This is a genomic window from Serratia sp. CY74737, assembly GCF_052166775.1.
Taxonomy (GTDB): Bacteria; Pseudomonadota; Gammaproteobacteria; order Enterobacterales; family Enterobacteriaceae; genus Serratia; species Serratia ureilytica.
The window spans coordinates 109667-124506 of the sequence record NZ_JBJNOF010000001.1 but is presented as its reverse complement, the minus strand read 5'-3'; the positions used below and the strand labels follow the sequence as shown (position 1 = coordinate 124506).

15 protein-coding genes are annotated in these 14840 nt (G+C 62.6%); 5 read left to right on the top strand and 10 right to left on the bottom strand.

Going from position 1 to position 14840, the window contains the following annotated elements; translation table 11 throughout:
• Positions 1-29: 29 nt before the first annotated feature.
• Positions 30-392 (bottom strand): hypothetical protein, encoded by a 363-nt coding sequence (locus ACJ8PE_RS00640; protein WP_033639760.1) that lies wholly within the window; start codon positions 390-392, stop codon positions 30-32.
• Between the two features lie 205 nt (positions 393-597).
• On the opposite strand from ACJ8PE_RS00640, the gene flk reads away from it, so the two are divergent.
• Complete coding sequence (flk, locus tag ACJ8PE_RS00635) at positions 598-1626, top strand: flagella biosynthesis regulator Flk (protein ID WP_197792583.1); 1029 nt, start codon at positions 598-600, stop codon at positions 1624-1626.
• Positions 1627-1630: 4 nt separating this feature from the next.
• Here flk and ACJ8PE_RS00630 read toward each other — a convergent pair whose 3' ends face one another.
• Entirely contained in the window at positions 1631-2086 is a 456-nt protein-coding gene (locus ACJ8PE_RS00630) for a rhodanese-like domain-containing protein (protein WP_033651965.1), read from the bottom strand.
• A gap of 93 nt (positions 2087-2179) precedes the next feature.
• Between ACJ8PE_RS00630 and pdxR the strand changes: the two genes are divergently transcribed.
• Positions 2180-3613 (top strand): MocR-like pyridoxine biosynthesis transcription factor PdxR, encoded by a 1434-nt coding sequence (gene pdxR, locus ACJ8PE_RS00625; protein ID WP_197792582.1) that lies wholly within the window; start codon positions 2180-2182, stop codon positions 3611-3613.
• Between the two features lie 27 nt (positions 3614-3640).
• Here the strand turns inward: pdxR and ACJ8PE_RS00620 are convergent, their stop codons facing one another.
• Positions 3641-4537, bottom strand: coding sequence for an endonuclease/exonuclease/phosphatase family protein (locus ACJ8PE_RS00620; RefSeq protein WP_016926861.1), 897 nt, complete (start codon positions 4535-4537; stop codon positions 3641-3643).
• A gap of 217 nt (positions 4538-4754) precedes the next feature.
• On the opposite strand from ACJ8PE_RS00620, the gene pepT reads away from it, so the two are divergent.
• A complete protein-coding gene (pepT, locus tag ACJ8PE_RS00615) occupies positions 4755-6002 on the top strand; it encodes a peptidase T (RefSeq protein ID WP_042785118.1) in 1248 nt (415 codons plus the stop codon).
• On the opposite strand, the gene ACJ8PE_RS00610 is transcribed toward pepT, so the two are convergent.
• Complete coding sequence (locus ACJ8PE_RS00610) at positions 5999-7111, bottom strand: SLC13 family permease (protein ID WP_197792581.1); 1113 nt, start codon at positions 7109-7111, stop codon at positions 5999-6001. The two genes, pepT and ACJ8PE_RS00610, sit on opposite strands and share 4 nt — an antisense overlap.
• Positions 7112-7264: 153 nt before the next feature.
• Here ACJ8PE_RS00610 and apbE point away from each other — a divergent pair, with 153 nt between their 5' ends.
• A complete protein-coding gene (gene apbE / locus ACJ8PE_RS00605; RefSeq protein WP_047025285.1) occupies positions 7265-8296 on the top strand; it encodes an FAD:protein FMN transferase ApbE in 1032 nt (343 codons plus the stop codon).
• 51 nt (positions 8297-8347) lie between these two features.
• Here the strand turns inward: apbE and ACJ8PE_RS00600 are convergent, their stop codons facing one another.
• Positions 8348-8569, bottom strand: coding sequence for a hypothetical protein (locus ACJ8PE_RS00600; RefSeq protein ID WP_004936201.1), 222 nt, complete (start codon positions 8567-8569; stop codon positions 8348-8350).
• Positions 8570-8781: 212 nt separating this feature from the next.
• A complete protein-coding gene (fabB, locus tag ACJ8PE_RS00595) occupies positions 8782-10002 on the bottom strand; it encodes a beta-ketoacyl-ACP synthase I (protein WP_016926857.1) in 1221 nt (406 codons plus the stop codon).
• A gap of 170 nt (positions 10003-10172) precedes the next feature.
• On the opposite strand from fabB, the gene mnmC reads away from it, so the two are divergent.
• The gene (gene mnmC / locus ACJ8PE_RS00590) at positions 10173-12194 is read left to right on the top strand and encodes a bifunctional tRNA (5-methylaminomethyl-2-thiouridine)(34)-methyltransferase MnmD/FAD-dependent 5-carboxymethylaminomethyl-2-thiouridine(34) oxidoreductase MnmC (RefSeq protein WP_442536690.1); all 2022 of its coding nucleotides are present in this window, start codon (positions 10173-10175) and stop codon (positions 12192-12194) included.
• 40 nt (positions 12195-12234) lie between these two features.
• On the opposite strand, the gene ACJ8PE_RS00585 is transcribed toward mnmC, so the two are convergent.
• The 4 genes from ACJ8PE_RS00585 to mepA form a co-directional block, all read right to left on the bottom strand.
• The gene (locus tag ACJ8PE_RS00585) at positions 12235-12516 is read right to left on the bottom strand and encodes a YfcL family protein (RefSeq protein ID WP_016926855.1); all 282 of its coding nucleotides are present in this window, start codon (positions 12514-12516) and stop codon (positions 12235-12237) included.
• Between the two features lie 32 nt (positions 12517-12548).
• The gene (locus ACJ8PE_RS00580; protein ID WP_197792579.1) at positions 12549-13106 is read right to left on the bottom strand and encodes an elongation factor P hydroxylase; all 558 of its coding nucleotides are present in this window, start codon (positions 13104-13106) and stop codon (positions 12549-12551) included.
• A 91-nt stretch (positions 13107-13197) separates the two neighbouring features.
• Positions 13198-14004 (bottom strand): sulfite exporter TauE/SafE family protein, encoded by an 807-nt coding sequence (locus tag ACJ8PE_RS00575; RefSeq protein ID WP_047025284.1) that lies wholly within the window; start codon positions 14002-14004, stop codon positions 13198-13200.
• Positions 14005-14007: 3 nt separating this feature from the next.
• Positions 14008-14835 (bottom strand): penicillin-insensitive murein endopeptidase, encoded by an 828-nt coding sequence (mepA, locus tag ACJ8PE_RS00570; RefSeq protein WP_025303719.1) that lies wholly within the window; start codon positions 14833-14835, stop codon positions 14008-14010.
• Positions 14836-14840 lie beyond the last annotated feature (5 nt).

Genomic DNA, 14840 nt, shown 5'->3' with positions numbered 1-14840 from the left:
TAATTCACCGCGAAAAACGGGCGATTAACTCATTCACGGAAGACGCATAATCGAAGGTGCACCCTGAGGGTGGGCGGAGAAATGGCGCGAGGAGGAGGAATGCGCAGACGCGCGGCAATGGTCGGCGCCAACAGCGCCAGCAGCAGACCCAGCCCGAACAGCACGGTTTCGAACATTACCGGCGGCGCGGCCAGCAATGATTTGGCGCTCAGTTCACAGGGCGTCGGCTGCGCTTCGGCGGCGGCGTCGCTGGACTGAACGGCGGTAGCGGCCGGGATCCCCAGCGTTTGCTGCAGCGCATGCAGGCCCGCCATGCGCTGGGTCATGCACGTCAGCACCACCAGGCAAGCCAGGCATAAAAACCATTTTGCAATCCGCTGCCGTTTAACCATGCCATCCTCATGTTCAGATCTGGGGTTATCTTAGCGGCGCAGACGCGATTAGCAACGTTTTGTCGGTAAAGAAATGTCTGAGCGGCGGTATTGATGGCGGCGAATTACAGGTATCATAGAGGGTAAGCCTGCGCTTTTCGCCGGGTACAATGACGATTCTCTCCTCCAGGCACACTGCGGGGATACACAGCGAAGGACTGGTGATATGCAACCTTTGAGTGGGCCGGGCACCCCAATCGCCGGCGAGCGCCCCCCTTCCCCGGGCAAAACGGCGGCCACTGACGATCAACCCCTCTCTCCGGCGCAGCGCACAACGCTGGAAAAACTGATCGTGAAAATCATGACGCTCAGCCCGGTAAAATCGGCGGAGATCTGGGCGTCTCTGCGTCACGATCTCGGCGCCGACAAAGGCGGCGAACTGCTGGCGCGCCATTTTCAACCGGCGGAACAGCTGCTGCAAACGCGCCTGACGCAGGCGCAGCAAAACCATGCCGGGCGCCAACTGCTGCAACAGCTGGCCGAGTTGCTGCCGCAGGGCAATAATCGCCAGGCGGTCAGTGACTTTATTCGTCAACGGTTCGGCCATACGGTGTTGAGCCAGTTAAGCCCACCACAGCTGCAGCAGGTGCTGAATCTGTTGCAGACCGGCGGCCTGACCATTCCCCAACCGCAGCAAACCGCCACCAGCGATCGCCCGCTGCTGCCCGCAGAGCATCAAAGCCTGCAGCAGCAGGTTACCAAACTCAGCGCCGCGACCGGTGAAGCGCCGGCTAAAATTTGGCAAACGCTGTTCGATCTGGCGGGCGTGAAAACCAACGATCCGCTGCCGGCGCGCCACTTCCAGCTGCTGAACCAGTTTTTACAGGTGAAGGTGGCGCTCAGCCCGCAGAACGCGCCAACGCTGAACAACCTGCTGGCGGCGCTCAAACAGCCGGCGGATGAGCAAGAACTGCAGCAAATGAACGACTATTGCCAGACGCGCTTCAACTGCGGCGCCAACGCGCCGCTGACGCATCCGCAAATGAGCGACGCCATTCATCAGCTGTTTGCCCGCCGTCTGGAGAAAGCCGGCCAGGCGCAGCCGATCGCAAGCCCCCCTGTCGAACCGCAGCCGCTGCTCAACCCGCTGATCGCCACCCTGCCTCTGCCGCTGCAAAAAGCGCTGAGTAAGCCCGCCGTGGCGCTGATCCTGCTGCTGTTGGCGTTGGCCGTCGTGCTGGCGCTGGTGTTTTAACGCCTCAGGCGCAGCCGCAGTCCGCTGCGGCCGCCCGGGAGCGCAGTGACCCCGGCAGTTCGCCGATGGCCAACGGATGGCCGTCGCGCAGCCAGAAATCCAGCCCGCCAATCAACTCCTTCACCCTAAACCCCAACTTCGCCAGCTTGTAGGCGCCTTTGGTGGAGCCGTTGCAGCCGATGCCGTCGCAGTAGGTCACATACACCTTTTGGCGATCCAGGTGCGCCGTGCCGGCTTCATCCATCAGGCGATGCGGCAAGCTGAATGCGCCGGGGATATGCCCGGCGGCGTACAGCGCCTCCGCACGGGTGTCGATCACCACCATCCCGTCCACGCCATTGCGCAAATCTTCCGCCACGTCCCAGGCATCCGCATAGCGGCTCAGCTTGGCCGCCAGATAGGCCAGGCTCTCTTCCGGCGCTGCCGGCGGAAAGGCCAGCACCAAGGATTCTTTCGACATATCACTCACTCCCGTTGATCAAGACAGATGACAATAGTGCCCGATTTTGGTCTTATGATTGATACCCATTTTTTACTCATGATAAGACCCATTATGCGGCACACGCTGATCACGCTGTTTCAGCAATCGCCCCAGGCCATCGGCACGCTGCGCGATCGTCTGTGTGCGGCATTGCGGCAGGCCATCCACCACGGCGCATTGAGCGTTGGGCAACGGCTGCCCTCCAGCCGAGTGCTGGCTGGGGATCTGAACCTCTCAAGGGTGACCGTCGAAGCAGCGTACGGCCAGTTGGAGGCGGAGGGGTATTTGCAGCGCCGCGTCGGCCAGGGCACATTTGTGGCTATCCACATCGCCAAATCGCCGCCGCCGGCGACCCGCACCGCCATGCCGCGCCTTTCGCTGCGCGGCCAACAGATCGTGCACACCGGCGGCTGCCGCGATCCGCAGCATCCTCAGGCCTTCGCTGCCGGCTCGCCGGACCTGCGCGCGTTTCCGCTGGCACTGTGGAAGCAGTTGACCGCTCAACGCCTGCGCCTGCAGGGGGAAAGCCTGCTGCGCTACGGCGATCCGCAAGGCTATCTGCCGCTGCGCGAAGCCATTGCCGCCCACGTCAACCAAACACGCGGCGTAGTCTGCGATGCGAGCCAGGTTATCGTGCTGACCAGTTCGCAGCAGGCGCTGCAAATGATCGCCACCTTACTGTTGGACAGCGGCGACAGCGTCTGGATGGAAGAGCCGGGTTACACCGGGGCGAGAAACGCCTTTATCAGCGCCGGCGCCGCGCTGACGCCGGTGGCGGTAGACGGCGATGGCCTGCGAGCAGAACCTTCCTTGCCCGATCCGCGTTTGATTTATCTGACGCCCTCGCACCAATACCCGACCGGCGCGGCGCTCAGCCTGGCACGCCGCTTAGCGTTGCTGGCGCAGGCGGAGCGGCAACAGGCCTGGATCATTGAGGACGATTACGACAGCGAGTTTCACTACGACGGGCTGCCGATACCGGCGATGCAAGGCCTGGATCGCCATGGCCGGGTGCTCTATCTCGGCACCTTCTCCAAATCGTTGTTCCCTTCGCTGCGGCTGGCGTACCTGATCGTGCCGCCCGCGCTGGTCGCTCCCTTCGTCACCGCACGCACGGTCTATGACGGCCACAGCGCGCAGTTGATGCAGGCGGTGACCGCCGAGTTCATCCGCCAGGGGCACTTCGCCGCGCATATTCGTTACATGCGCCAGCTCTACCACAGCCGGCGCGATGTGCTGCTGACGGAAGTGCGCGAAAAGCTGAGCCACTTCGCCACGGCCGCTCCCGCCGCCGGCGGCCTGCAGCTCAGCGTTTGGCTGCCGCCTGGCCGGGAGGCGGCGCTCAGCCAACAGGCGCGGCGGCTCGGCGTCCTTACGCCCGGGTTAACGGCGCAATACCAAACGGTTCAGGCCCAGCGCGACGGCTGGCTGCTGGGTTTTTCGGCCCTGACGCCGGGCGAGATCCGCAGCGCCGTCGAGCGGCTGGCGCGGATCGCCGCGGCTTAGCCCTGCCCCGGAGAGACGCCGGCCGGCTTATTGCTCGGTCAGGCGCATCTCCGCCACCAGCGGCAGGTGATCGCTCACCGCCGGCCAGTGCACGCCGTTCCAATCGCCGCTGGCGTTCGGCACCGTCAGGCTGTCCAGATGCCAACGCTGCGCATTGCCGCTAAAGATGTAATCCACCTTGATTTCGGCGTTTTCCGCCGGCCAGCTGCGGCCGTCCTGCCCGTTGGGCATGATATCGTTCCAATAGCGGCTCAGCTCCAGCCAGGTGACGCTGCCCGGCACGTCGTTCATGTCGCCGAACAGCAGTTTGATGCCGCGCACTTCGATGGTGCGATCGTTCAGCTCCCGCACCTGATCCAGACGCATCGTCGGATCTTCCTTGGTGTCGAGGTGGGTGTTGAACAGGGTGATCGGCGTCGGGAACTCCGGCACATCGACCTTGGCGCTGAAGGCGATGCGCTGCTCGCGCTGGCCGGACGGCAACGGATAGATCACGGCGTCGTGCAGCGGATACTTCGAGAGAAACGCCAGGCCGTATTCACCGCCGTCGAAATCGATCGCCCGGCCAAACACCGCCTGCATGCCGGTCAGCTTCGCCAGTTCCGCCGCCTGATCGACCCGCCCGCTGCGGGCGGTGAGTTTATCCACCTCCTGCAGCGCCACCACGTCGACGTTCATCGCGCGAATCGCCTTGGCGATGGCGGTCATGTCGCTGACCTTGCCGGCGGCGATATTGAAGCTGGCGACGCGGATCTTCGGCGCCTGTTCCAGTTCGTAGGTTTTGTTCTTCAGGCCGCCCAACGCGCTGGCCACCTCGCGGCTGTTGGCGTTGCTGTTGGCGTGCCCGGTATCGGCGGACGACCAGGCGCTGTGAGAGATGCCCAGGGACAGTAAGGTGATGAGCAAAGCGTGACCGGTGTGCATGAATTCTCCTTGAGGGACAGATAAGTGTTATGCGGGCGCTTCCCGGCCCACAGCTAACACCGATTTTGCCGCAGAAACCTGCGACTATTTCCTAGTTGCACCGCTATTTTTCGTTTCTGCGCGATGCTTCGCATTCTGGCGGTTTACGCATTGCGCCGTTGGACAATCGGCTGATTTCGTTTTAAAACCGGTAGATTGCCAACCGCGAGGAGTTCCGATGACCAGCCCGATTGCCGAACAGCTTACCGAACGTTTCTTCCGCTATCTGGCGGTGACCAGCCAGAGCGACGCCGCCGCAACCGCCCTGCCCAGCACGCCGGGGCAGCATGAGATGGCGCAACTGTTGGCGGACGAGCTGCGCCGGCTCGGCCTGGCCGACGTTCAAATCGACGAGCACGCCACCGTGACCGCCCGCAAGCCCGGCACCCAACCCGGCGCGCCGCGCATCGGCTTCATCACGCATATCGACACCGTGGACGTCGGCCTGTCGCCCGAGATTCGCCCGCAGCGCCTGCGCTTCACCGGCGAGGATTTATGCCTGAATGCCGAGCAAGACATCTGGCTGCGTACCGCCGAGCATCCGGAGATCCTGCCCTACCGGAACGAAGAGATCCTGTTCAGCGACGGCACCAGCGTGCTGGGCGCCGACAATAAGGCGGCGGTCACCGTGGTGATGACGCTGCTGGCCAACCTGACCGCGGCCGATCGCCACGGTGATATCGTAGTGGCGTTCGTGCCGGACGAAGAAATCGGCCTGCGCGGCGCCAAGGCGCTGGATCTGCAGCGTTTCCCCGTCGATTTCGCCTACACCATCGACTGCTGCGAACTGGGTGAAGTGGTGTACGAGAATTTCAACGCGGCGGCGGCGGAGATCCGCATCGAGGGGGTGACCGCCCACCCGATGTCGGCGAAAAACGTATTAATCAACCCGATACGCATCGCCAACGACATCATTAACCGATTCGACGTGCAGGATACCCCGGAGCACACCGAAGGGCGCGAGGGCTATTTCTGGTTCACCGATCTGGCCGCCAACGCCAATCAGGCGACGCTGAAGGTGTCGATTCGCGACTTCGATCGCGCGGCGTTCGAGGCACGCAAGGCCCGCCTTGAGGAGACGGTGCGCCAGGTGGCGGCCAACTATCCGCGGGCCAACGTCAGCTGCAGCGTCAGCGACATCTACAGCAACATCAGCAACGCCATCGGCGAGGACCGGCGCGCCATCGATCTGATCTTCGGCGCCCTCGCCGCCCACGGCATCCCGCCGAAGGTGATCCCGATGCGCGGCGGCACCGACGGCGCGGCGCTCTCCAGCCGTGGCATCCTGACGCCCAATTACTTCACCGGCGCGCATAACTTCCACTCGCGCTTCGAGTTTTTACCCGTCAGCGCCTTCGTGAAATCCTATCAGGTGACCCGCAGCATTTGCCTGCTGGCCGCGCGACAAAGCGGCCAACCGGCTTAGCTCATCACCCAGCCGAGCAACGCGGCCCATACCAACAGCGGCAGCGAATAATAGTGGAAGTGCAACCAGATCTTGCGCTCCCCCGCCATGCGCAGCGCAATCAGGTTGGCGAGCGATCCGATCGCCAACCCGAAGCCGCCGGCGTTGACCGCATAGGCCAGCTGAGCGCTGGAGGGCACATAGTTGAGCAACAGTATGGTGGCCGGCACGTTGCTGACGATCTGCGACAGCCCGACGCCCAACGCATACACGCTCCCCTCGCTCAGCCCGGCGATGGCGGCGAACGCCGGCTGAAGCGGCGGCAAACGGGTAAACAGGCCGACATCGATGAACATGGCGGCGAACACGAAAATCAGACTCCAGTCGATCTGCAACAGCACTCGGCGCGCCAGCAGCAAGAAACCGGCGAACACCGCCAGCAGCCCGTACAACGGCAGATCGAAATCGAGACACAGCAGGAAAACCGCATACAGCCCTACACAGCTCAGCAACAGCGGCCGCTGGTAGGGATACCCCTCGGTATTCGGCGTTTTCACGATGTCGCGCGCCGGGAAGCTGAACCAGGTCAGCGCCAGCAGGCTCAACATCATTGCGGCGCCAAACGGCGCCATCTGGCCGATGAAGCCGAGGAAAGAGAGGCCGGAGCGGCTCCACAGCAGGATATTTTGCGGGTTGCCGATCGGCGTCAGCAACGAACCGGCGTTCACCGCCAGCGCCTGGAAGATGATCAAGCGGCCAACCGGCAGCGCCGACAGCTTTTTTAGCGTGATGGTGAGCGGAATGACGATAAACAGCGCCACATCGTTGGTCAGAAACGACGACAGCAGCGCGGCGGAAAATACCAGGAACAGCGCCAGCCGCCGTTCGCTGTGCAAGCGGTTGATAATCTTGCGGCCGACAAAATCGAAGTAGCCGCTGACCTCCACCCCTTTGGTCAGCAGCATCAGCCCCAACAGGGTGATGAGGGTACGGCCGTCGATGAAACCACCCAGCGCCGACAGCGGTTGCGGATGAAAAGCGAACATCACCACGCCGGCCAGCAGCAATGTATGCAAGAAGCGATCTTTGACAAAGGGGTGGATAAGCCGAGAAATGGCGGTTGAACTCATAGCGGCAGTGTGAACCTCACCGAAAAGAATGGGCAGACGTTAGCTCAGACGCGGCTTCAGCGCCAGCAAAATGCTATTTTACCTTTATCCGCTTTTCATTTGCCGCGCTTTACTTTATTTGTAGCGGCTTTCACGGTTTTCAAAGGACATGTTATGGCTTCCCTGCTCGCTAAAGGGGCGTTGCTCAGCGCCTTATGCGCCCTGCTCGCCGCCTGTGACGATCCCGCCTCTCGCCCGCAAATCGATATCGACGGCAAGACCATGGGCACCTTCTACAGCGTTAAGGTCAGCGGTGACGTCGCGATCGGCAAACAAGAGCTGCAGCGGCAGATCGACACGGTGCTCGAACGGGCCAACGACGATATCTCTACCTACCGCGCCGATTCGGTGCTGTCGCGGTTTAACCGCAGCGCCAGCCTCGAGCCGCAGCCTATCCCGCGCGGCATGGCGGACATCGTATTGATGGCCCAACGCATCGGCCGCGATACCGGCGGCGCCATGGACATCACCGTCGGCCCACTGGTGAACCTGTGGGGGTTCGGCCCAGACAAGCATCCGGTCAAGGTGCCGGAACAGGCGCAGATCGACGCGGCGAAGCAGAACATCGGCCTGCAGCACCTGAAGCTGATCAGCGACAATCGCGGGGAGTGGCTGCAAAAAGATCTGCCGGGCATGTATGTCGATCTCTCGACGCTGGGCGAAGGCTATGGCGCCGATGAGCTGGTGCGCCTGATGAACCGTCACGGCATTACCAACTACCTGGTGTCGGTAGGCGGCGCGGTCTCTTCGCGCGGCGTCAACGGCCAGGGCAAACCCTGGCGGGTGGCGATCCAAAAGCCGACCGACCGTGAAAATGCGGTGCAGGCGCTGGTGGATCTGCACGGTTACGGCATCAGCACCGCCGGCAGCTACCGCAACTACTTCGAACAAAACGGCCAGCGTTACTCCCATGTCATCGATCCGACCACCGGCAGGCCGATCAACCACCGGCTGGTTTCCGCCACGGTGATCGCCCCGACCGCGCTCGAGGCCGACGGCTGGGATACCGGCTTGATGGTGCTGGGCCCGGAGAAAGCGTTGCAGCTCGCAGAAGAGAAAGGGCTGGCGGTCTACCTGATCAGCAAAACCGACGACGGTTTCAGCGCCGTGATGACGCCGCAGTTCAAAGCATTTTTAGTGCAGTGAGATAAAAAAGCCCGGCGCGCAATGGCCGGGCTTATTCCTGTTCCGCGCCGATCACTTGGTCAGCGCGATGATACCGAGGGTCAGACCGGCAACCGCCGCCGCACCGCCGGCGATCGCGCCCGCGGTTTCCCAGTTATCCTGAGTGGTGCCCTTCATACAGGTGTTGGTGTGCACCAGACGCCCCTGGTCATCGTAGACCGGCACGCAGGGAGAATCGGTGGCGCATCCGGCCAACACGGCCGACAGTAACCCAACCGCAATTAACTTTTTCATACTTCTTGCCTCAATGTTCGATCACTTTAGAAAGCTACGCCGAGCGATAATCACGCTACCTGGCTATTGTATGCCCAACGCGTGTAATGGCGAGGTAATGATGTGTCAGGGGATGTGATTTGGGAAAACTCCGAGCGCCCGGCCGGCGGGCTTTAGGCAGTAAAAAGCCCGCGAAAACGCGGGCTTGTTGGCGGAATGACGCGCCGGCGGGATTATTTCGCCAGTTTGCGCATCACCAGCGTGGCGTTGGTGCCGCCGAAGCCGAAGCTGTTGGACATCACGGTGGTCAGCTCGCGCTGGGTCGGCTGAGTCACGATGTTCATGCCGGCCGCCTGTTCATCCAGGGTTTCGATGTTGATGCTCGGCGCGATAAAGCCGTGCTCCAGCATCAGCAGGCTGTAGATCGCTTCCTGCACGCCCGCGGCGCCCAGCGAGTGGCCGGTCATTGCCTTGGTGGAGGAGATGGCCGGGGTATTGTCGCCGAACACTTCACGAATGGCGCCCAGCTCTTTCACGTCGCCTACCGGCGTAGAGGTGCCGTGCACGTTGATGTAATCGATCGGCGCATCCAGATCCTGCATCGCCATCTTCATGCAGCGCACTGCGCCTTCACCCGAAGGGGCAACCATGTCGGCGCCGTCGGAAGTCGCGCCGTAGCCGACGATTTCCGCATAGATGTGCGCGCCGCGCGCCAGCGCGTGCTCCAGCTCTTCAACCACCACCATGCCGCCGCCACCGGCGATGACGAAACCGTCACGATCGGCGTCATAGGTGCGGGACGCTTTTTCCGGCGTGTCGTTGTATTTGGTGGACAGCGCGCCCATCGCGTCGAACTCGCAGGCCATTTCCCAGCACAGCTCTTCGCCGCCGCCGGCGAACACGATGTCCTGTTTGCCCAGCTGGATTTGCTCAACCGCGTTGCCGATGCAGTGCGCGGAGGTGGCGCAAGCGGAGCTGATGGAGTAGTTCACGCCGTGGATTTTGAACGGCGTTGCCAGGCAGGCGGAAACGCCGGAAGCCATGGCCTTGGTCACCACGTACGGGCCAACCGCTTTCAGGCCGCGCGGGCTGCGCATCGCATCGGCGCCGAACACCTGGAAGCGCGGAGAACCGCCGCCGGAACCGGCGATCAGGCCCACGCGCGGGTTGTTTTGATACTCTTCTTCCTTCAGGCCTGAAGACGCGATCGCTTCTTGCATCGCCAGGAAGGCATAAATGGAAGCGTCGCTCATGAAACGCACCGCCTTGCGGTCGATCAGGCCGGTAGTGTCGAGCTTAACTTGCCCCCATACGTGACTACGCATGCCGGAATCTTTCAGCTCCTGGGAGAAAGTGATCCCAGAACGTCCTTCCTGCAGGCTTGCCAGGACCTCCTGCTGGTTATTACCAATGCTGGAGACAACTCCCAGGCCAGTAATCACTGCACGTTTCATTCAATACCTCTTCCACTATTTACCTACGGGATTTTGCATCGCACTTTAGCGTACAGATGTAAGCCGAACAAGTCCGATCAGCGTTTTTCAGCTTTATTGTTGTCCAGTTTGCGCCGGGGCGCCAGCGCCGTTAGAATTCGCGGCATCCCTTGAATTTCGAGCCATTGACCGTGAACCACGCCCCCATCCAAACCGCAACGCTAACCTGGAACGAACAGGGTACACCTGTTTCGAAACAGTTTGATGACGTCTATTTTTCCAATCAGGATGGGCTGGAAGAAACTCGCTACGTCTTCCTGCACGGCAATCGGCTGCCGCAACGTTTCGCCGCCCATCCGCGTTCGTTGTTTGTCGTGGCGGAAACCGGGTTCGGCACCGGGCTCAATTTCCTCACGCTGTGGCAGGCCTTCGCCGGCGTCCGCCAGGCCGAGCCGGACGCGACGCTGCAGCGCCTGCACTTTATCAGCTTCGAAAAATTCCCCCTGCAGCAGGCTGACCTGGCGGCGGCGCATGCACGCTGGCCGGAGCTGGCGCCTTATGCCGACGAGCTGCGCGCCCAGTGGCCGCTGCCGTTGCCGGGTTGCCATCGCCTGCTGTTGGCCGAAGGCCGCATTACGCTCGATCTGTGGTTCGGCGACGTCAACGATCTGCTGCCGCAGTTTGACGCCAGCATGAATAACCAGGTGGATGCCTGGTTCCTCGACGGTTTCGCGCCGGCAAAAAACCCCGACATGTGGACCGATCAACTGTTCGCCGCCATGGCGCGCTTCGCCCGGCCGGGAGGCAGCTTCGCCACCTTTACCGCCGCCGGCTTCGTGCGCCGCGGCTTGCAACAGGCCGGTTTTCAGGTCAACCGCTGCAAAGGCTTCGGCCAAAAGCGTGAGATGCTCGCCGGCGAGCTCCCGGCCGATGCGCAGCCCGCCGCACATCCAGCGCCCTGGTATCGACGCCCGGCGGCGGACAACACCGCCGACATCGCCCTGATCGGCGGCGGCGTCGCCAGCGCGCTCACCGCGCTGGCCTTGCTGCGCCGCGGCGCCACCGTCACGCTGTACTGCGCCGATGAGCAGGCGGCCGAGGGCGCATCCGGCAACCGCCAGGGCGCGATTTATCCTTTGCTGAACGGCAGCGGCGACGCGCTGGAGAGCTTTTTCAGCGCCGCGTTTCCCTTCGCCCGCCGCCAATACGATGCCCTGTTGCAACAAGGCGTCGCCTTTGATCACCAGTGGTGCGGCGTCAGCCAGTTGGCCTATGACGAAAAGAGCGGCGCCAAGATCGCCAATATGCTGAAAACCGACTGGCCGCAGGCCTTGGCGATGGCGGCCGACCGCGAGACGCTCAGCGAACGGTGCGGTGTTGATACCGGCTTTGGCGGCATCACCTACCCACTAGGCGGCTGGCTCTGCCCGGCCGAGCTGACGCGCGGCGCTATCGCGCTGGCGCAGTGTCAGGGCTTGGTCTGCCACTACCAGCACGATGCACAGAGGCTGACGCAGGAAGAGAACGGCTGGCGCATCGATTTCGCCAACGGCGACAGCCGGCGCCATGCGACGGTGATCCTGGCCAACGGCCATCGGTTGGCCGAACTGGCGCCGACGGAGGCCCTGCCGCTGTATTCGGTACGCGGGCAGGTGTCGCATATCCCGACCTCGCCGGCCCTCGGTCAATTGAAACAGGTATTGTGTTACGACGGTTACCTGACGCCGGTTAATGCCAACAACGGCCACCACTGCATTGGCGCCAGCTACCAGCGCGGCGACATCGCCACCGACTACCGCGAGCAGGAGCAACAGGAGAACCGCGAGCGCCTGCTGCGCTGTCTGCCGGAGCAGGCCTGGCCGCAGCAGGTGGACGTCAGCGCTCATCAGGCGCGCTGCGGCGTGCGCAGCGCCACCCGCGATCATCTGCCGATGGTCGGCGCGCTGCCGGACTATCAGGCCACGCTGGCGCAGTATCAGGATTTGCAGCGGCAGAACCAGCGCGGCGAAACCGTCGCCGATGCGCCGGTCTATCCCGGTCTGTTCGCTATCGGCGGGTTAGGCTCGCGCGGCTTGTGCTCGGCGCCGTTGGCGGCGGAAATTTTGGCGGCGCAGCTGTTCGGCGAGCCGTTGCCGGGCGATGCACGCCTGCTGGCGGCGTTGAATCCGAATCGGATGTGGGTGCGGAAATTGCTGAAAGGACGTGCGGTTTAATCAACCTTGAGGGGCGCGGCGACGCGCCCCGGCATGACGATCAGGCGGCAGGGGTTGCAGCCTGATAGAGGTTTTCCCACATGCCGCGCACCAGGATCTGATCCGGCGGCGAGAGTTCCCCGGCGGCGATCGCTTTGTGCAGGCTCTCCTCCACCCGCGCTTTCAGCGCTTCGGCGGTGTGTTCGCCCTGCTCTTCCGCCTCGGCCACCGCCAGCGTCAGATGACCGCGCAGGTAGCCACCGGCAAACAGTTCATCATCGCTGGCGTGCTCTACCATGTCATCAATCAGCGCCAAAATGCGCGCTTCAAATTCTGCGATCATCAAATTTCCTCATTAAATAACGGGCTGTGGCATCAGTTGAGATCTTCCGGATACGGAAAGTGCTCGGCCGCCAACGGTGGCGTATTGTAGAACGATTGCAACGCCTGAATAAAGCGCGCAGGCCTTGTGGGTATTCCCTGCTCCAGCAGCGCCAATACCCGGGCGCGCACCTTGCGTTGGAACGCGATGCGATCCGGCTCGCAGTCGCCGTTCAGGTTGTCGCAGCTGACGTTGAACGGGAAACCGGCCGCCACGCAGAACATCCATTCCAGCGCCTGCGGTTTGATCTCTACCGCTTCAAATTCGCTCTGGGTCTGCGCGTCCCGCCCATCCGGGCAATACCAATAGCCGAAGTCCACCAATTGACGGCGCGCGTCACCGGCGATGCACCAGTGCGAAATTTCGTGCAGGCCGCTGGCGTAGAAACCGTGGGCGAACACGATGCGGTGATACGGCAATTCGTCGTCGGCCGGCAGGTAGATCGGTTCGTCGTCTCCCTTCACCAGGCGGGTGTTGTAGTCATCGCTGAAGCAGCGATTGAAGATCTCGATCAACTGCCCATAATGATGGCGGGTCTGCGTGTCTGACATAAAAAACTCTATAACCACAAAAATAAAGAGGCCATTATACCCGATAACCGGCGGGGGGATACGGGCGTATAAACGGCGCCCATTTTCATCGTCAGCCGTGCACGAAGGCGGACAGCCACTGCTGAATCTCTGCGCCGTGATTGTCGTAAAGCAGCTTGAGGCTCATCACCAGCGAGACGATCACGATCATCGGCCGAATCAATTTCTGGCCACGGGTCAGCACCATGTGCGCGCCCAAACGCGCCCCCAGCACCTGCCCCACCAGCATCACCAGACCGATGCTCCACACCACCTTGCCGCCGATGATGAACAGCGCCAGCCCGCCGACGTTGGAGGTAAAGTTCAGCACTTTGGCGTGCGCCGTAGACTTGGCGAGGTTGAAACCGCACAGCGTCACGTAGGCCAGCGCGTAGAATGAGCCGGCGCCGGGGCCGAAGAAACCGTCGTAAAACCCGACGCAACCGCCGGCCACCAGCCCGAACGGCAAGGCGCCGAGGCGGCGTTGACGATCTTCCTCACCCAGTCGCGGCATCAACAAGAAATAGAGACCGATGCCGATCACCAGCAGCGGCAACATCTGCCGCAGCAAATCGGCGCGCATGTGCTGCACCAGAATCGCACCGGCGATCGAGCCGATCAGCGTCAGAAAAATCGTCAGCTTCTGGTCGTTGAGGTTCACCGCTCGCCGACGAATGAAGTACAGACTGGCGGAGAAAGAGCCGCCGACCGACTGCAGCTTATTGGTCGCCAGCGCCTGCGCCGGAGGAACCCCCACTGCCAGCAAGGCCGGCACCGTCAGTAATCCGCCGCCGCCGGCGATGGAGTCGATAAACCCCGCCAGCAGCGCTACCGCAAACAACACCCCGAGCATTTCGGGGCCAATGACGAACCAGTCCATGTGTTATTCCGCTGAGAAATGGTGATCCAGCAATGCCTGACAGGTAGGCGGTAACGGCGGCGGCACGGGTTTGCCCGGCTTCGCGTTCGGCTGATGCGGTACGAACCAACTCGCCAGTTCGGCGCCGCAGCCATCGCCCGGCGGCGGCGTATCCTGCTCCTGGCACTCCAGGCTGCCGGCCGGACAACGCAGACGCACGTGCATGTGCGCACGGTGGCCGAACCACGGCCGCACCTTGTGCAGCCAGGCGCGATCGGCGCCGGCGTCCAGGCACAGACGCTGCTTGATCGCCGGGTTGACGAAGATGCGCGTCACGTCCGCATCCTGCGCCGCCAGTTTGATCAGCGACTCAATCTGCGGTTGCCATTGGCTCGCCACCACCTGTTTGCCGTCGCCCGACACCAGGTCGATCGGCTGCGGCTTGAGCAATTGCTGCGCGCTCCAGCGTTGGCGCGGCAGCTGCAGCCAGATGTCGACGTCGAGCCCAGACTGGTGGCTGGCGTGGCCGCTGCTGAAGCGCCCGCCGGCCGGCATCGCCATGTCGCCGATCAGCACCGTGCCCAGCGCTTTCTGGTTCGCTTTGCTGCTGAGGCGCTGTATGAACGCCAGCAGATCCGGATGGCCGAAATAGCGGCGCTGGTCGGTACGCATCACCTGATAGTCCGGTGAATTCAGCGGCAGCGGCTGCGCGCCGATGATGCAGCCGTTGGCGAAACCGCCCACCGCCTGCGGCGCGCCGGCCACCGGATGGTCGATTTTCTGCCACGGCGTCAGCGCCATGGCGGAAGCGGAGGCCGTCAGGGCCACCAGGCCCAACATCCAGTTTTTCATGGCGA